Origin of the sequence: Corynebacterium sp. MSK047 (genome assembly GCF_030232285.1) — a bacterium.
GTDB lineage: Bacteria > Actinomycetota > Actinomycetes > Mycobacteriales > Mycobacteriaceae > Corynebacterium > Corynebacterium jeikeium_D.
In genome coordinates this window covers 21,744-39,192 of sequence record NZ_JASPJI010000003.1, presented here as the reverse complement: position 1 = coordinate 39,192, position 17,449 = coordinate 21,744, and the positions used below count along the sequence as shown (strand labels likewise).

Annotated in this window: 13 protein-coding genes and 1 tRNA gene; 4 read left to right on the top strand and 10 right to left on the bottom strand. The window is 57.3% G+C overall.

The annotated features are described in order from the left end of the window. The first annotated feature begins 12 nt into the window (after nucleotides 1–12). Nucleotides 13–1,035 (top strand): pirin family protein, encoded by a 1,023-nt coding sequence (locus QP981_RS01595; RefSeq protein ID WP_284857345.1) that lies wholly within the window; start codon nucleotides 13–15, stop codon nucleotides 1,033–1,035. 194 nt (nucleotides 1,036–1,229) lie between these two features. Here QP981_RS01595 and QP981_RS01590 read toward each other — a convergent pair. The 10 genes from QP981_RS01590 to QP981_RS01545 all read right to left on the bottom strand — a co-directional run bounded on the left by QP981_RS01590 (nucleotide 1,230) and on the right by QP981_RS01545 (nucleotide 13,933). Beyond that, nucleotides 1,230–1,302 (bottom strand) — tRNA-Arg (locus QP981_RS01590). A gap of 93 nt (nucleotides 1,303–1,395) precedes the next feature. After that, a complete protein-coding gene (locus QP981_RS01585) occupies nucleotides 1,396–2,187 on the bottom strand; it encodes an ABC transporter ATP-binding protein (RefSeq protein ID WP_284857346.1) in 792 nt (263 codons plus the stop codon). Continuing rightward, entirely contained in the window at nucleotides 2,187–3,362 is a 1,176-nt protein-coding gene (locus QP981_RS01580; RefSeq protein ID WP_038628438.1) for a FecCD family ABC transporter permease, read from the bottom strand. Before QP981_RS01580 ends, QP981_RS01585 begins: the two co-directional genes overlap by 1 nt. A 30-nt stretch (nucleotides 3,363–3,392) precedes the next feature. Then, a complete protein-coding gene (locus QP981_RS01575; RefSeq protein WP_284857347.1) occupies nucleotides 3,393–4,595 on the bottom strand; it encodes an ABC transporter substrate-binding protein in 1,203 nt (400 codons plus the stop codon). Nucleotides 4,596–4,766: 171 nt separating this feature from the next. Beyond that, entirely contained in the window at nucleotides 4,767–5,219 is a 453-nt protein-coding gene (locus QP981_RS01570) for a MarR family winged helix-turn-helix transcriptional regulator (RefSeq protein WP_016422437.1), read from the bottom strand. Between the two features lie 71 nt (nucleotides 5,220–5,290). Continuing rightward, nucleotides 5,291–5,782, bottom strand: a complete 492-nt coding sequence (locus QP981_RS01565) for a MarR family winged helix-turn-helix transcriptional regulator (RefSeq protein WP_284857348.1) — start codon at nucleotides 5,780–5,782, stop codon at nucleotides 5,291–5,293. A 14-nt stretch (nucleotides 5,783–5,796) separates the two neighbouring features. Further along, nucleotides 5,797–8,454 (bottom strand): ATP-binding protein, encoded by a 2,658-nt coding sequence (locus QP981_RS01560; RefSeq protein WP_284857349.1) that lies wholly within the window; start codon nucleotides 8,452–8,454, stop codon nucleotides 5,797–5,799. A 3-nt stretch (nucleotides 8,455–8,457) separates the two neighbouring features. After that, a complete protein-coding gene (locus QP981_RS01555) occupies nucleotides 8,458–9,633 on the bottom strand; it encodes a metallophosphoesterase family protein (protein WP_284857350.1) in 1,176 nt (391 codons plus the stop codon). A 2-nt stretch (nucleotides 9,634–9,635) separates the two neighbouring features. Next, nucleotides 9,636–10,694 (bottom strand): hypothetical protein, encoded by a 1,059-nt coding sequence (locus QP981_RS01550; RefSeq protein WP_284857351.1) that lies wholly within the window; start codon nucleotides 10,692–10,694, stop codon nucleotides 9,636–9,638. Continuing rightward, nucleotides 10,694–13,933 carry a DEAD/DEAH box helicase gene (locus tag QP981_RS01545; RefSeq protein ID WP_284857352.1) on the bottom strand — a complete coding sequence of 1,080 codons (3,240 nt, stop codon included), beginning with the start codon at nucleotides 13,931–13,933 and terminating at the stop codon, nucleotides 10,694–10,696. Before QP981_RS01545 ends, QP981_RS01550 begins: the two co-directional genes overlap by 1 nt. Before the next feature lie 578 nt (nucleotides 13,934–14,511). On the opposite strand from QP981_RS01545, the gene putP reads away from it, so the two are divergent. From putP to QP981_RS01530, 3 genes are all read left to right on the top strand, one after another. Then, nucleotides 14,512–16,035, top strand: a complete 1,524-nt coding sequence (gene putP / locus QP981_RS01540) for a sodium/proline symporter PutP (RefSeq protein WP_070603715.1) — start codon at nucleotides 14,512–14,514, stop codon at nucleotides 16,033–16,035. Nucleotides 16,036–16,132: 97 nt separating this feature from the next. Beyond that, nucleotides 16,133–16,774 (top strand): HNH endonuclease family protein, encoded by a 642-nt coding sequence (locus QP981_RS01535; protein WP_070643421.1) that lies wholly within the window; start codon nucleotides 16,133–16,135, stop codon nucleotides 16,772–16,774. Between the two features lie 108 nt (nucleotides 16,775–16,882). Next, complete coding sequence (locus QP981_RS01530) at nucleotides 16,883–17,383, top strand: DUF2269 domain-containing protein (RefSeq protein ID WP_070643423.1); 501 nt, start codon at nucleotides 16,883–16,885, stop codon at nucleotides 17,381–17,383. Nucleotides 17,384–17,449: the final 66 nt, after the last annotated feature.

Below are 17,449 nucleotides of genomic sequence, written 5' to 3'. Positions count from 1 at the left end.
AAGGAGCCTTCCATGAGCGCAATCATTCAAAAGTTCTCAGTAGCCGACAACCCACAGCTCCCCGGCATGGATCCCTTCCTGTTTGCCGTCCACCACTATGACCTATATCCACAGGCCAAGGGCCAAACTATGGCTCCCGATGCCTCTCTGCTCGGCCGTAATATCGGCATGGACTTTTCCGGCAAGGACGGCTGGTCCATGTACCACGGCACAACCGTCCCCGGCTTCCCCTCCCACCCACACCGCGGCTTTGAAACCATCTCGATCGTCGAGGAAGGCTTTGTTGACCACACCGACGCCGAGGGCGCACAGGCTCGTTACGGCGAGGGCGACACGCAGTGGCTGACCACCGGCGCAGGTACAGCGCACGCAGAGATGTTTCCGCTTTTGCATGTCGATGGCCCCAATCCCCACCACATGTTCCAGATTTGGCTGAACCTGCCGCCGGCGGGCAAACGGGCGAAGCCGCACTTCCAGATTTTTTCGGCCGAGGACACTCCACACGTCACCGGCACTGATGACAATGGCCACGGTTACGACGTAAAAGTCATCGCTGGCGCATTCGGCGATACTCAGCCGCTTGCTCCACCACCGGAATCCTGGGCCGCTGCACCAGATTCCGATGTAGCCGTGTGGGCGCTGCGCCTGCAGCCGGGCGCACAGCTAACGTTGCCACCAACCAAACATGCCGAGACAATTCGGACTCTCTACTCTCTACGCGGCAGCCTCACTATCGAGGGCGAAACGCTGGTGCAAGAGGGCGCAGTGCTGCGCTCAACCGAGGCACTGGACATTTCTGCAGGTGACGAGGGAGCCTTCGCGCTCATCCTCCAAGGCCGATCAATTGGCGCTCCCGTGTATCAGCATGGCCCGTTTGTCGCGAATAGCCGCGAAGAGCTCGTTGAGGCATTCGATGCCTACCAGCGTGGCGAGTTCGGCGCATGGCGGTTTGATTCCAACGATCCGGTTGCACCCTTTGAAGAGGGGCGCTTTGCCCGCTATCCGGACGGCACGGTCAGTCGCCCGGCCAACTAACCGGGATCTCCGGCGGGCTGCACTTGTGAAACTGTGTGAGTTTATGACACTTTCAGGCCATTTTTTGGGTCATTTTTGTCATAAACGCAGTCAGTAACTCGGATTGGTCCGCTTCCGCCAGGTACACCCGAAACAAAAATCCCTCAAGCAACCAGGCGAATCTAATCGAACCTAACCGCTTAAGGGATAAGACGTGCCCCCGAGAGGAGTCGAACCTCCGACCTTCGGTACCGGAAACCGGCGCTCTATCCACTGAGCTACGGGGGCGTGTGGCACAAGCACAACAAGTGCAACGAGAAAAGATGTTACCACTTGGCTGGGGCGATTAGCGAAATGCCCCGCACCCCAGCCAAATCCGCACTATGCGGCCTCAGAAACCTGGTCTTCCTCAATAGGACACACCACAGGAACGCCTCCATCATTAAGCACGCGGGCTCGAATTCCATAGACGCGGGCCAAAAGATCCGGTGTGAGAACGTCAGCAGGACTCCCCTGGGCAACCACGTGGCCGTCGTGAAGCATGACAAGCTCATCGCAGTAGCGGGCTGCGAGATTGAGATCGTGGATTGCGACGAGCGCCAAGGAGCTCCGTGAGGCGACCTCCGCGCGGACGAGCTGTAGGAGTTCCACCTGGTGGCGCAGGTCGAGGGCGGAGGTGGGTTCGTCGAGAAGCATGACCTCGGGATCGCGGACAAACATCTGCGCGACGGCGACGAGCTGACGCTGACCGCCGGAGAGCTCGCCGACGAAGCGGTCGGCAAGGTGCTCAATACCAACCTTCCGGAGAACCGCCGCAGTATGCTCAATCTCGGAGCCGCGCACGCGCAGACGCCCGGCGCGCCGGCCAGAGACCAGTACCGATTCGAATGCGGTCAGCGAGGCGCTGGCCGGTAGATCCTGCGGTACGTAGCCGACGACTTCGCGCAGTTCGGAACCGATAACCCGTTCATTGTCACGGGTCAGAACAATCTCCCCGGACATGGGCTTTCGAATCCCCGCCAGCGTGGTCATCAGTGTGGACTTGCCCGCAGCGTTTGGCCCGAGCAAACCCGTCACCGTACCTGGCTTCAGCGTGCGTATTGACGCCCCGCGCAGCACCTTTCGCTTGCCATAGCCTGCAGCTACGTCATTGACATCGAGAAATACGCCCATTAGTTCCACACCGTCCTCTTACGCAGAAAAACCAAGCCGACAAAGAATGGGACACCGACGATTGCGGTAATGATGCCAATCGGCACTGCCACACCCGGCACCACCGTGATGGATACCGCATGAGCTGCCGCAAGCAGCGCCGCGCCCGCCGCCATCGATGCCGGGGCAAAGAAGCGCTGTTCTTCACCGACCAGCATGCGTGCAATGTGTGGGCCGACCAGTCCGATGAAGCCGATGATGCCGGCGAAGGCCACTGCGGTTGCTGCCAGCAGCGAGGCTACAATCAGCGTCGCAATGCGCAGCCTATCCACATTGATGCCCACGGCTTTTGCTCGGGCATCGCCAAGCCGCAACACCGTCAGCGCCCACGCATAGCGGATAGTGAACGGAATAGCGATTAGCAGCGCCGCCGCAATGATACCGTTGGCCACCCAGTTCGCGCGCTGTAGCGAGCCCATCGTCCAGAACACAATCTGCTGGAGCGCCTCGGTAGTCGCGCGGTATTGCAACAGCGCCAACAGCGCTTGGAATAGAAACACCAGACCAATGCCGAGCAGAATCATCGATTCCTTACCCGAGCCGCGCCATACCGACGCCGCCGCCACAATCGCCACAGCGACGACGGATGATACCCAGGCCACGGCCGCCAGGTTGAACTGCGCATGCGGAATAATCACCCAGCCCAGTACAATCGATGCCGCCCCACCGAACGCCGCTGCAGCCGAGATACCGAGCGTAAACGGCTCCGCCAGAGGGTTATCGAGGATTGTCTGCATCTGTGCACCGGCAAGCGACAGCGCTGCACCAATCAGCACTGCCATCACCGATGCAGGCAGACGCAGCTTCCACAGCACCGTACGAGTGGTTTCGTCCACATCATTCGGGCTCACGATGCCACGGACGACGTCCCCCACGCTCAGTGCCATCGGCCCCACAATCGTCGCCACCACAAACGCGCACACGGCCAGCCCCACCAGCACCGCAATGATGGCGATTTTCCGTGCCGAGCGTCGTCGGTACTGTCGCGCAGAGTCGTAGGTCGTGCTTGACGACGGACACTCGTGCTGTTCGGTGGCGGGCTGCGACTCTTGACCTCCACTGCCGTTGGTGGAGGTGGACTCGCGGGGTTCGTCGTCAAGCCCTGACGCGGGAGCGTGCAGATTGGTGTAAGTCATCGGATTCCTTCTTCGATGGTGGAAGATGGGTTACTTGGTCGGCTCCAGCGCGGTGAAGAAGGTGCCGCTGAGTTCGAAGGGCAGGTAGTCCTTGTGGAACTTGGCGAAGTCAGCGACCGGGTCGAGGTCAGCGAACTCCTCTGGGTGAATCCACTTGGCGAATTGCTCGAGCGCGAAGACGTTGTACGGCGAGTCGTAGAACTGGTGGAAGGCGGCGTACAGGTCCCCCTTCTTCGGCGCGGTCAGGGTGTCAAAACCCGGAGTCTTCAGCAGGCCTTCCAGAGTGCGCTGTGCGGTCTCTGGGGTGGCGGTGTAGCCGAGTTCGACGTGTGGCAGCACTTCCGGCTTCTTCGGATCGAGCGCCCAAGAACCACCGGTGGCGATGATCTTCTCCGGCTGGACGGACAGGACCTTCTCTGCGGTCACGTCGCCCGATTCGGTGTCGAGGAGGCTGTCTCCGAGGTTCTCACCGCCGGCTGCTGTGACAAGGTCACCGAGGTTGGACTTGTTGACGGTCGAGCAGCAATCCTTGAGACCAGCTGCTCGCCAGACAAAGGTCTTTGGCTTGTCTTCGAGCTTGGCGGCACGTTCGGTGATCTCGTTGACGCGCTCAGTGTAGAAGTCGGTGAACTTTTTGGCATTGTCCTGCTCGTCGACGATCTGGCCGAGGAGCTCGACGGACTTGGCGGTATTCTCCAGGGGCTTCTGACGGAAGTCGGTGAATACGTACTTCAGGCCTGCCTGATCGAGCTTGGTGAGGAAGCCGGACTCCTCCGCGGCCTTCTTGTGGTCAAGGGTCATGACGACCACGTCTGGGTCGTGGGAGATGAGGTTTTCAACTGTGACATCGCCCTTGGCAATATTGCCGATGGTCGGCATATCCTTCAGCTCTGGATTCGTCTCGAAAAGCTTGGCTTCAAACGATGGAGCGCCCGAATGCAGATCGCTGCCCATGGCGACAACATGGTCACCCGGGTTTTCTTGGTCAAGCATCGCGGTGACAAACATGGCGCGGCCTTCACCGAGCACTACTCGTTCTGGCTGCTTGTCGAAGGTCACAGTGCGACCTGCGACATCAGTGACAGTGAGTTCTCCCTTGTTGTCGGCAGCCGTGTTCGACTCTGCGTCCGCACCGCATGCTGTAGCGACGAAGCTCAGCGCTGCACACCCGATTGCGGCCAGAGTTTTGGTCTTTGGCGCGGTTTTAGCCTTGGCGAAAATATTGACTCTCATGCGTTCTTGTTTCTGCCTGATTTATTTCTGCGTAGTTTTTAATGTTTAGGGTGCACAAAGAGAAGTGAATACTCATCCCTTTGCATTAGGCACGCCTTACCTTACAGCTTGAAACGGAGAGAAAAAAGCGCCCTGCTAGTGGTGGTTTTTACTAGCAGGGCGTAGGGGGGCTTATTTCCTTTCGAGAACCGCCTGGAAGCACCTCAGCATCACTTCGCGGTCTTCATTCGCAAGTGGCGAAATAACTTCCTCGCGAACCGTGTCTACGTAATCTGGTGCCGCTTCGGCAAACACGTGTCGACCAACGCCTGTTAGGACGACGACATAATCCGAGTCCGGGTCTTCGCCGTGATCTTCGGTGTGAATAAATCCGCGCTTTTCCAACCTGTTGGTATGCAGCAGCGCGCGAGGATGGTTCCACTTCAGTCGATCACAAATCTTGTCAACATGCAGAATCCCATCCTCCACCTCATGCAGAGCGATGAGCAGGGTAAAGTCCGCGAACGTCAGCCCGGTTCGAGTGCGTAGGCTCCGCTCAATATTGCGCTCTACCTCGCGAAAAGCAGCTACCATCGACTGCCAAAAGAGCTGTTCATCATCACTCAGCCATTCAAATGAGTTCATACTGCTCTAGGCTAATGGTGAGAGCCTCGAAGCGGAGACAAATGAGAAAACACTCACAGAAAAACTTTTGACTACTCTGCTTTTCCGTCGACGGAATCGGTGACCGCAGCATTGGCGGTCGCTGCAATCTTATCGAGCACAGCGGAAATCCCCTGATAGTCGATATTTTCACCGAGCACGTCAAACAAGACATGACGTACAAGCTTCACATGGTTCGGCGCCGCCTTCTCAATCACGGTTCGACCGTGTTCAGTAAGCGTGACATCGATACCACGGTTATCGCAGGCGCAGCGTTCCTTAGTTACTAGTCCGCGTCGCTCCATGCGAGTAATTTGGTGCGACATTCGGCTGCGGTCCCATTCCAGGGACTCACACAGGGTGCGCATGCGGACAACATTGTCTTCAGCCTCGGAGAGAGCAACCAGAACCGAATAATCTGCAGTGGAAATATCGAGAGAATCTTGCAGCTGAAGATCGATTGACCTATCAACGGCCCGTTTAGCGTTCAGAATTGAGCGCCATAACCGCTGCTCTTCATCACTTAACCACGGAACATCTTGCATATGTACAGAGCCTACTATCTTGAAACCAAATCCTGAATTTTCATAAACTCCGCTCCTGTCACACGATCAAACCGGGCTTCATCGCACGTCAGGACTAATACCTGCATATCGCGCCCCGCTTTGGCAAGAGCATTATTCATCCGCCGCAAACGGTGTTCGTCTGAATAACCTAACGCATCATCAATAATCACCGGGGCGCCTTGGCCGCCCTCCATGACACCGGCAACGGCCAAGCGCAGCAGAATGTCCAGCTGCTCTTGCGCTCCACCAGATAGTTCATCGACATCGAACTTGCCATCGGCATTGGACCGTGACTCAATCTGCAAGTCCTCATTCATCGTGAACTGGGTTCCCGCACCGAACACACCGCCGCCGTACTCTTCGAGCTTGCGGAGCAAGGGGTCAGCCAGCGCATTCCGCGATGCCGCACGTGCCTGTGTCATTACCTCCATAAGAGTCTTGGCGGCGGCTGCACGGCGACGCATCGAGTCCCGATCTCGCTGTGTTCGCTCCACTACCCCCTCAGCAGCTGCCAGCTTCTCATTCGCGCTGTCGAAATAGTCCAAGTGCACCCGAATCTCTTGCCGGCGCTTTTCCAGCTCAGCCAGGCGATTCTCAACTGCATCCCGTCGCTGCTTAGCGCCCGCGAGCGATGCTTCCACATCGTCGGCATCCCGCTGCGCCAGCTCTTTCAGAGCCGCAGCCAGCTGCTCTTCTGCCGCCTCATAGTCCTTGCCTCGGTTTTCCACCGCAGCAAAAATCTCGGCATCCGAGGCTTTTTCTCGCGCCGTCGTAAGCGAATCTTCGCGGACCTTCAGGACGGACCGAGCCCCTTCAAGCTCGCTGCTGGCCTTCGTATAGTTGGCGTGTGCAGGTCGCTTTTCCAGCTTCGACAAGCGTATATCGGCGTTGTCACGCTCCGACTCGGCATCCCTACGCCCCCCTGCAGCTTTTTCCAGCCGCGACTTTGCCGACACCAAGTCAATCTCCGTCGGCGCATCCTCGCCCGCAAGTTCCCGATACCGCTCGCCCTGTACTCGTGCTTCTTCCTTCGCATCGTCCAACTCTGCGGTCAGCTGGTGATACTCCACACCGTCGGACACCGCAGTTATGGATGTCTCCACCTGGAATTTTGCTTTTTCCGCTTCACGACGTCGTGCGTATGCCTTTTGTGCTTCCGCGACAGAATCAGCGCCTGCCGCCTCAAGCTGTTCCTTGAGCGATATCTCTGCTTTTTCTAGCTTGCGCTGCTGCGAATCTGAGCCGTCTCCGGGCTGGATAGCAACCGTGACGTCGCCAACTTCGATGGCCAACGGCTTAGTAACCGCACGTTGAACTGTCTCAGCCTCCGGAGCTAGCCCCACTTTCTCGCCGTCGACTGTGACCTCCTGCGCACTACTAGCCGAGAGCTGCACACTCGGGCTCGACGCCTCCAGCACAGCGGTGGCTGTTGCAACTTCGCGTTCGCAGGTCAACAGTTTTTCCATTACCTCCTCGGTAACGGAATTCCGAGCAATTACCTCCTTTTGCTCTGCCAATTGCGCGCGGAGCGCATCGAGCTTCTCCACTCGCTTCGACAAGGCTTCAACCAAGCCGCGCTTCTCCCCCAATGCGACTTCAGCTGCAGCCAGCTCTTCTGCTTTTCGAGCTTCGCGGTACGCGGTCACAACCGCATCGCGATCCTCCTGCGCCTTCTTTAAAGCTGCGACCTCCTTATCGAACGCTTCCTTAAGTTCAGCAACTCTCTTCTCTGCGACGGAATGCTGGTCCTTGGCATCTTGTGCCTGCTGAATGAAGGTTTCCCGCTCTTGCTGAGCCTGTTTAGCTAAGTCCAGCTGCTGCTTCGCCGCTGCAGAGACCTCCTGTGCCTGGGACACGGCAACCCTGAACTTTTCGAGTTCTTCGAGTGCCTGCGCCCAATGCTCGACTTCGTTTTTGGCTTCTGGCAACGATGCCCGCTGCGTGTGTTGGCTTTCTTCATTACGAGCAGCTTCCTCATTGAGCGCTTCGAATTCTCGGACCTTTTTCGCCGCTTCGTCGCGCACCTGCTGGGCTTCCGCCAGCTCCTTGTCTACGTCGGTAAGCTGCTTGCGCTCTTTGCCATTTTTTTGGAAATAGTTGCCGTATTCAGCTTCAACGGCTTCAAACAGACCTACCTCTTCTGCGGTTTCCGCGCGCTGCCCCGATGCCGACTGCAGTGCGCTTGTGACCTGCGCATAACCGCCCAAGGAGAGTGTCTTTTGCGCTTGCCCCTGTTCAGCAACGAAAACCTGCCACAGGTTCTTGGTGTCCGCGTTGTGCATTCGTGCGGCCAGCCACTCTTCCGCCTGGTCATCTTTAAGAACCTCGGCTGTCGGAGAGTGGACGGTGACGATTGTGCCGGTGTCCTTGGTGCTACCAAAGATCTTGTCCAGCGTAAATTCGTAGCCGTCAAGCTCCAGCCGGAGCTTAACCTGCGGCTTTTCCTGGCTGGAGTGACTGTTCAGACTAAGCGCTTCGCTTGACCTGGACTTCCATTTTGTCGTCAGCGCAACGTGAATAGCTTTGGCGATTGTCGTCTTACCCGACTCGTTTTCACCGGAAATCACTACCACGCCCCGCTCGGCTAGCCCTGTGATTGAGAGTGAATCAATCGCACGTACATTGTGTAATTCGATGTCGTGAAAACGCATGATTTATTCCTTCTCTCCGGCCAGGCGCGCCAGCAAGCGAAGCGCATCGGCTGCTGCGGTGGTTTCAGATTCTGATAGGGGGCTACCGCTCTCGGTTCGTCCCTTACTCAAGACCGTTAGTTTTTCTGCAGCTATGAGCGGATAACCGGTGAGATTGAGATTAGAGATATCCCCCTCGGACGGAACCACCGTCAAATCGGAGCCACTTTCCCGGCGATAAAGTGCAGCGAAAAGCTGTTGATACTGCTCAAGTCGGTTTTCAAAGGTAGTCGACTCTGACAGTGTCACGGTTCCTCGCAATGAATACTTCACCGCTGTGTCTGTCTTCGCCTCGATACCGTCCAGTTCAGCAAAGAACTCATCGAGGTCTTCCGCGCCAGTGATATCCATGTCTATGGCATGAAAAGCCCACTGCCCCACTCGGTGGGAGGCCACGGTAACTGAGCCTTTTTCGGGGCCGCTCTCTGCAATGTCGACGACTAGCGCATTGCCGGAATCCCGTTCTTTGTCGTCGTACGCTGTGGTTTCGTGTGCGCCGGAGAAATAAACTCTGCCAGCATGATCGAATTGGCTCGTGGAGTGGGAATCCCCCAGCGCAACATAGTGCAACGCCCCACGGTCAATAGCTTGTTCCAAGCTGGTCAGATCAATGGTAGCTCCTGCATCAGCACCAAAGCCTTCTACTTGGCCGTGTGCGACCATCACTCGGATTCCATCGGCGGGCTCAAGCGCCGTAGCTATTTCCGCCACGATGTCGTCTGCCGAATACTTGCCGCGCACTGGCACACCGATGATTTCCACCCCGTCACGGATGGCAATGGGCGCGCTGTCGCGAATTACGTAAACTCCTCGGTCTTCCAAAGATTCGAAGGCGCTACGTCGATAAATGGAAGAAGCATCAAGCGCATCATGGTTGCCGGGTAGGAGATACACCGACACGGGTAACTTGGCGATTCGCTCAAGAGCCCGCAGGAACACCTTATCCGGCAATGTGTTGGAATCGAACACGTCTCCAGCGACGACAATGAACTCAGCGCCTTCGCTGGTCGCCAACTCGCCGATGCGGTCGATGGCGTTGAGGCGACTTTCGTGGAACCTAGCTTGGGCTTCACCGCCGTCGAGCTCTAGGAACCACCGAGTCATTCCCAGTTGCCAATCTGAGGTGTGAATGAATTTCATGACTAGCGCTCCTTTTGTCCCAGGCTCAGCGATTCCTGCAGATGTTGCCAACAATCTTCCAAATCGGCGACTGCACGAATGGTCTCTCTCGAAATTACGCAGGTTGGCTGCAATGCTTCATGCAGCAAACTGCGGTCGGTAACTGTTAGTGGGTCAATAACCTCGAGCGAAGGAACGCTGACTCGTTCCAAATCATTGCCCCAGTAGTCGGCTTCGACAGCGAAAAGCTCGGCAACCTTTTTCTGCTCGTTGTCACCGCCATCATTTCCACCAGCTTCATCCGACTTCTGGGCGGTTTTATTGGGATCCTCCCGAACCGCGCCGCCAAGCCCGAGGCGCTTCGGCGCAGTCCGGTTTCGTAGCTGTGTTAGTTCCTGAAGCCGGCGTTGCAATTCGCGCTGCGGATAATCGCGCAGCTGCAGTAGCGACAGCGGATCGCGGTCGATATCGGCAACGAGTTGAGCGGCAACTGCAACGGTGTGCTTACACACAGGTGCCGGGTCCGGGCAGGTGCATTCGCTGTAAATGTGCTCTTCACCATCGCACAACAGCATTTCCATCTGCTCATACGGCAATTCACCGTGCTCAAACTCTGTGAAGGCCGACGGATTGTTCACCAACCACCGCAGTACGTCGTCAGTTTGTTTCTGCTCCCGCCGTGGGAACCGAATAAAGACTGAAAATGGTTCCGGCTGGCTGCCCTGCACTTCACCGATGATGTAACCATCCGCGATTCGAAGCCCCAGCACATTGCCGTCGAACCTGTACTTCTCACCTCTGTGAACACGACCCGAATCAGCGCCACGGATGATGAACTCCCACACCCACCGGGCAAAAGTAGTACGTGGCTCGACCGCCACGCGCGCTGCGGTTCCACGTCGCGGCTGTCCGGTAAATGCACCGGCCCAGTCCTGGGTGGCCAGGAGCTTTTCAATCGTCGAGCTGGTTGCTGGTGCGCTTCGCGCTGTCGTCCTTTTGCGACCACGCTTTCCAGAGGGGCCCTTGCCAAACTCGGCAAAGATGACATTGTCGCCCCATGTCACGTCTCCGTCACCGGCCATCAGTACCACCTCTTCTGGACTCTAAACGGGGTCACATTGTTGGGAATCGAATCGTCATCCGAGGATGCGGAATCCGATGCCGTGGCCTCCGAGTTCACCCCATCGGTCACCGTCCCACCGGACTTTGACTCCGCTGCGTCCATCGATTCACGCAGTGACTGAATCTTGTCCTTGTCCAATTGCCACAGAGACCGCAAACGGTGAAAGTCCATCTCCGTCAGCTTGGTTTCACCAGCGCGCACAACCGCATCCGCCAATTCTGCCTTCTCGAAAATCAGCTCGTCGATACGCTCTTCCAGCGTTCCCACACTGACCAGCTTGTGCACGTGTACGTCTTTACGCTGACCGATGCGGTAAGAGCGGTCCGTGGCCTGGTTTTCAACTGCTGGATTCCACCACCTGTCAATGTGAATGACGTGGTTGGCGGCAACCAGGTTGATGCCAACACCTGCCGCGAGAGTCGACAGCAAAATGATTGGTGGGCCGTCCGGGGCATTAAACTCTGCCACTACTTTCTCGCGCTGCGCCGGAGTCATTGCCCCTTGGATAAACGGAATGTCCACGCCCAGGCGCTTGCTGAAATGAGGGACGAGCATCTTGCCGAACTCCACGAACTGCGTGAACACAAGCGCGCGTTCACCGTTTTGGACAATCTCATCGACGAGCTCTTCCAGCCGTGCAACCTTGCCCGAGCGATGCTGCCCATGATTAAGCAGCCCTGAGCCGTCGTGCTGGTAGTGCGCTGGGTGATTGCAAATCTGCTTCAACTTCATGATGCCGCCGAGGATGATGCTCTTTCGCCCGAAGTTGCCAGAGCGGTTCCGCTTCGAGCGCTTGAGCTTGTCCTCGATGTCCTTCACAGCTTCCTGATACAAGAAAGCCTGCTCCGTCGTGAGAGGAACCATCTCCACCTGCTCATTCTTCTTGGGCAGGTCCGGCGCGATAGCTGGATCCGACTTGAGTCGGCGCAGGATAAAAGGTGCTGTAATCGACTGCAATTGCAGTAGCATTTCCGCATTCCCATCACGCTCGATGGGAATCGCAAACTTGTTGCGAAATGCATTCGCCGACCCCAGCATGCCTGGATTACAGAAATCCATGATGGTGCGCAGCTCGCCCAAGTCGTTTTCCACCGGAGTACCAGTCATGGCGATGTTGTGTCGCGAGCCCAGGCTCCGCAGCGCTCTGGATACCTGGGCGTTGGGGTTCTTAATTGCCTGCGCTTCGTCAGCAATCACATGATCCCACTGCACTTGGGACAGTTCGTTCACATCGCGGGTAGCAACACCATAGGTCGTCACAACAACATCGTGTTTCCCGATAAATTCCTGTAGTTCTTCACCATGAGGGCGGTGTGAACCATGCAGTAGCCCAACCTTGAGCTCTGGAGTGAACTTTGCCGCTTCTGCTGCCCAATTGCGCAGCACACCTGTCGGAACGACCAGAAGCGAAGCCTTGTGCTCTTGATCCTTCGCATCCGCTTGACGACGGCAGCGCTCATACTCCAACAGCGCCAGAATTTGCACAGTCTTACCAAGCCCCATGTCGTCAGCGAGAATGACACCAAAGCCGCGGTTGGACATATCCGCCAGCCACTCCACACCGCGCTGTTGATACTCCCGCAGCTCACCGACAAAACTCGGTGGCACCTCGACCGACTCTGCGAGGGCCGTGGAACCGTCTGAGTACTTCGACACCAACGCCTTGAGCCAAGAGGGGTCCCTGGGGGCGACTGGCACTGCTGCTGGAGCTTGCGACTCTAAGCCACCGTCGAAGACCAGCTCTTTCAGGGTGGCTTGCCCCTTACCGGTTTCCTCCCCGGCCTTGGTCTGCTCCACCAAAAACTTCAGGGCTTCCCTAGCTACCTCTGGGTTCGCGTGCACCCAATGGTCTCGCAGATGCACTAGCCCCGTACTCGATGCAGCGAGCTCACGCATTTCCGCTTCCGTCAGTACGGCATCCCCCACGGCCAGCTTCCACTCGTAATCAACCAGTTGGTCAAATCCGAGTTTCGGTTCCGAACGGCGCCCAGCAGGCCCCGTCGGATCTAACTGGACGACTTCAGTGTGCAACTGCAGGGTGGTCTCCACTGACTTCCAGTTCGGCGGCAGCATCACATCGATATCAACCTTTGCCAGCTGCGAGATGCCATCAGTCATAAGCTCTATCAGCTGCTCTGAGGTCAGCAGCAGATCCAAGCCCGGGTGTCCCGCTGCTTTCGCATATTTGAGCGTTGGGAATGCCTCCTGTGCCGCCAATAGCTGCGGGCGAAGCAGCGACAGCACGGACCGGCGACACATTTCTGGATTCAGGCGCTCCGGAGCTGCGACGCCGATGCGGTAGTACATCCGCAATGGCCATAGAGTCTCATGTTCCACCGCAGCTGAACGAGGATTGAAGCGAGTTACTGAGCCGCCTTCTTCATCCGCTCGATTCCGCAACTCCAACAGCTGCGGAAGATCCACATCCGGCAAGTCTTCCAGCTGGCCTTCAAAACCAACAGGTTCCTGCACCATTAGCTGCAGACGAACATCCTCACCATCGGCCGACAGCCTCCACTTTGCCAGTGACTGCGCCACCCCCGGCGTCGCACGCCCCAGGGACTGAGACTGCAACAACGACCGCACGAAACTCTGCCGCTGTTCTGCCGGTTCATCCAGATCGGCCAGAAGCGCGTTGGTGACCCAATGAAACATCCGATTGATGAAATCCTCAGCCACCGTGGCGCCTCCGTTATCAATCAATACCGGTGGTGTACGAGAAATGACCTGACTCTGCCAAGCAATCTCACTCAGCCCCTCCGACATCCGCCACGTCGGCCACCACTCATTGTCTTCCCACGTCAGCGCCACCAATGCCCGCCCAGAGCGTGCGAAAGCATCCAATCCCTGTACAACATCCACAAAGAACCGAAGATCCGGTGCCATCGCCGCCGAGGAAACTTCCTCCTGCAATTGCACCAGTGCCGTCACCGCAGCCCATGGCGGGAACACCCATGTGGGTACCGCTTTCTCTACTGCCCGCCCCTTCGGTGTGCGCAGTTTTAGCGTCAGTTGCGCTCGACTCCCCTGGTCCAGCACTGCAAAAAGCCGACGCTGATGCGCCGGGACTTCCAGCAAATCCACGTCCGCAATAATCCGGTGCCCCTCTGGCCGCTCCACCCATAGGTGAAGACCCGAATCATCTTTCCAGACCGCGTGCAGCAGCAACGGCACCGCTGACTTAGCAACTTGGTCCATTACTTCCTCCCCACTGCTTGCTCAGTCATCACCGTCTAATCACCCGGCGACTTCGCCACCAGATATTTGTTCAATGAAGATTCTGCCACGCACCCCGGATCAGCTTTTCCACCACACCACAACATTAGCACGCATGTTCGAATTATGTATCTTGCAAAAATTACTCCTCCTCTACCCAAATACCCCTTTTCCCAGGTAATTTGTCGCACTTAACCGATTTTTAAAAGCTTTTTCAACGCTTCTTATCTTGCAATGCAGCGCATCACATGAAAACGTCGTATAGGCCACAAGAATTAAAAATGTGTGACTCGTGCAATAGTTCTGCCATGGTTCGCATGTGCCAGTAGGCTCCGCTGACTGTCGAAGATAGTCCGGAAGCTGAAGCTGTGCTGAATCGCGAACCGCAGGTTCCACCGTGGACGTCGGCCACTTTTTGGCTCGATGCTGCCGCGGCGCTGTGAACGTCGTCAAGCAGACTTGATTAAGCGAAACTGAGTTGTGCGCCGAAAATGCTTTTTGGTGCGCTAGGTAGTGCGCGAGTCCGACTGTACGACTAATATATAATGAGGAGTTGCCCTGTGGACCAACAAACATGGTTCATCATCGCACTAGTCATTTATCTGCTGTTGATGGTCTACATCGGTTGGACCGGATGGAAAAAGACCGCAGAGTATGACGAATACATGATTGGCGGTCGCGGTCTGCATCCGTTCGTCGCAGCACTGTCAGCGGGTGCATCGGACATGTCCGGCTGGCTGCTAATGGGTCTGCCCGGCGCGATTTACCTTTCAGGCCTGAATCAGACCTGGATTGCAATCGGCCTGGTCGCAGGCGCATGGTTGAACTGGAAGTTCACCGCACCGCGCCTGCGTAGCTACACCAAGATTGCTCGTAACTCGATTACCGTGCCGTCGTTCCTGGAGAACCGTCTGCACGATACGTCGAAGGTGCTGCGCGTTTCCGCAGGCCTGATTATTCTGCTGTTCTTCACCTTCTACGTCTCCTCGGGCATGGTCGCAGGTGGCCGCTACTGGGAGTCGACGTTCGGTGGCAGCTACCTCGTCGGCATGCTGCTGGTTGCGGGGATCACTGTCGCATATACCCTGTTCGGCGGCTTCCTTGCTGTCTCCTACACGGACGCGGTGCAGGGCATCATCATGTTCATTGCGCTGCTGACGGTTCCGACTGTCGGCATCATCTACCTGATTAACAACGGCAACTCCTTCTCGGACATCTTCAGCTTTGCTGCTAACAACCCGTACCCGGGCAGCGAGGGACAGCCGGTTGAGACCTTCTTCGATCCGTTCGCCGGCATTCCGCTAATCACTATTATCGGTCTCCTCGGCTGGGGTCTGGGCTACTTTGGCCAGCCGCACATTATCGTCCGCTTCATGGCTCTGCGCAGTGCAAAGGACGCAACTGAGGGTCGCCGCTGGGGCGTTGGCTGGCAGGCACTGTGCATGCTCGGCTCGGTCCTCGTGGCCCTGACCGCAACTGTTTTCTTCGCTACGAACCCAGATGCTTCGGTCACTGATGCGTCTTCCTACGAGACCATCTTCCTGGACATGACCCGCATCCTGTTCCACCCGCTGATTGCAGGCCTGATTCTGACTGCAGTGCTGGCAGCAATCATGTCCACCATTTCTTCACAGCTGCTGGTGTCTTCCTCCGCGCTGATCGAGGACCTGTTCAAGGCAACGGTCAACAAGTCCCTGCGTCCGAAGACCTACATGACGCTCTCCCGCGTCGCCGTCGCGCTGATCGCCATCATCGCCGCAATCATCGCTGCTAACCCGAACAGCTCCATTCTGGATCTGGTTGGCTTCGCATGGGCTGGCTTCGGCTCGGCATTCGGCCCGGTGCTGCTGGCCGCCCTCTACTGGTCGCGCCTGAACACCCCTGGTGCTGCTGCCGGCATGATCACCGGTGCGGTTGTCTCCTTCGCATGGGGCATGAGCTCGCTCAGCGACACTCTCTACGAGATCGTCCCGGGCTTCGCCGCTGCAACTGTCGTGATGATTATTGTCACGCTGCTTACCAAGGAGCCGAACGAGAAGATCAAGGAAGAGTTCGACCACGCAGCAAAGCAGGCTCTGGTCTAACGCTTTGATCTAGGCTTGGCCTCCGCTAGCCCCGCAGGCTAGCCCCGGCGCATACCTACAAGGGAACCGAAAAAGTATTTTTCGCGCCCAACTAGGTATGCGCCCTTTTTTATTTGCCATCCTGGCCGCCTCCCTGACTACCGCCTTTGTCTCATCCTTTGCGCTTACGCGAGTTCTCGTCACCTCCTCCCCCGCGAGGTCGGAGACGGAAGCCGTCGTCAAGCAACTGCGCACCGTACGCGTCGTCGCCGACCGCCCCACCGTCACCGGATACAAGCGCGAGCGCTTCGACGTCTGGGCAGGTTCTGCCGATTGCAATACACGCCATAAAGTGTTGGCGGCGTGGTTCGGGGGCTCTGCATGTTCGCTTGACGACGGCTCCCCGCGCGAAATCCCCGACCCTTACACGGGTGACCCAGTTGGTGCGCATGAGGTCGATATCGACCACATTTATCCGTTGGCAGCGGCGTGGGATTTCGGAGCCTACGCCTGGGATTCCGAGAGGCGTCGGCAATTTGCCAACGATATCGAGACCAACCTCGTGCCCACGCGAAGCGCGGTCAACCGGGATAAAGGAGATGCCAGCCCGGCGGAATGGCTTGCCGAGGATGCGAAAGCGTGTGACTATTCGCATCGTTACTTAGCGGTGGCCATTAAATGGGACCTGCCCGTATCGTCGGCAGACTGGAAGGCGATGGCCACTGCGTGTGGAATCCGCGCGAGGAAAGGCACGAAATAGAGAAAATAGTGCGAGCACGTTAAGTTAAGGACTGGTCTTAATAAAGAAATATCCAGGCCACTCCTCGCTTGAACGCGAGGCCTACATTCAGTCGTGGAAAGGTAATACGTGCAAAACGTAGTTCTTATGGTTCACGTCCTGGCGGCAATTCTGCTGCTAGGACCGGTGACTGTCGCAATTTCGATGTTCCCGAAGCTCGCGCTTGCAGCCCGCGGCGGAGAGGCAGGAACGGTCGGCGCCGCGCGCACCATGCACGCCATTTCGCGCACCTACGGCATGTGGTCGCTGCTCGTGCCGCTGCTCGGCTTCGGTGTCATGTTCACCGATGTGTCGACCTACATGAAGTCCGGGGCAATGCACGCCGCAATCCTGCTGGCTATCATCGCCTGGGCACTGCTGTTCTTCCTGGTCATTCCGCGTCAGCGTCTGATGATGGCCGGCCTCGGCATCGCTGACGAAGACGAGGATGCTGACGATCCGGAGTTCATCGAACGTCGCAAGAAGGCTGAAGAGCTCGACTGGGACAAGCAGAAGAGCCAGCTGGCCATGTTCTCCGGCATCTTCTCCCTGCTGTGGGTTGTCGCCGGCATCCTGATGTTCTTCATCTAGAGCTCACGCTCAGACACAATAAAACTGCCGGTGCGTCTGTACGTTTCGGCCCGACTAATCGGGTTT

Excerpts from the sequence above, each read along its gene's own strand:
- QP981_RS01595 (WP_284857345.1), top strand. The coding sequence starts at position 13 with ATGAGCGCAATCATTCAAAAGTTCTCAGTAGCCGACAACCCACAGCTC.
- QP981_RS01585 (WP_284857346.1), bottom strand. The coding sequence starts at position 2,187 with ATGGGCGTATTTCTCGATGTCAATGACGTAGCTGCAGGCTATGGCAAG.
- QP981_RS01580 (WP_038628438.1), bottom strand. The coding sequence starts at position 3,362 with ATGACTTACACCAATCTGCACGCTCCCGCGTCAGGGCTTGACGACGAA.
- QP981_RS01575 (WP_284857347.1), bottom strand. The coding sequence starts at position 4,595 with ATGAGAGTCAATATTTTCGCCAAGGCTAAAACCGCGCCAAAGACCAAA.
- QP981_RS01570 (WP_016422437.1), bottom strand. The coding sequence starts at position 5,219 with ATGAACTCATTTGAATGGCTGAGTGATGATGAACAGCTCTTTTGGCAG.
- QP981_RS01565 (WP_284857348.1), bottom strand. The coding sequence starts at position 5,782 with ATGCAAGATGTTCCGTGGTTAAGTGATGAAGAGCAGCGGTTATGGCGC.
- QP981_RS01560 (WP_284857349.1), bottom strand. The coding sequence starts at position 8,454 with ATGCGTTTTCACGACATCGAATTACACAATGTACGTGCGATTGATTCA.
- QP981_RS01555 (WP_284857350.1), bottom strand. The coding sequence starts at position 9,633 with ATGAAATTCATTCACACCTCAGATTGGCAACTGGGAATGACTCGGTGG.
- QP981_RS01550 (WP_284857351.1), bottom strand. The coding sequence starts at position 10,694 with ATGGCCGGTGACGGAGACGTGACATGGGGCGACAATGTCATCTTTGCC.
- QP981_RS01545 (WP_284857352.1), bottom strand. The coding sequence starts at position 13,933 with ATGGACCAAGTTGCTAAGTCAGCGGTGCCGTTGCTGCTGCACGCGGTC.
- QP981_RS01535 (WP_070643421.1), top strand. The coding sequence starts at position 16,133 with ATGCGCCCTTTTTTATTTGCCATCCTGGCCGCCTCCCTGACTACCGCC.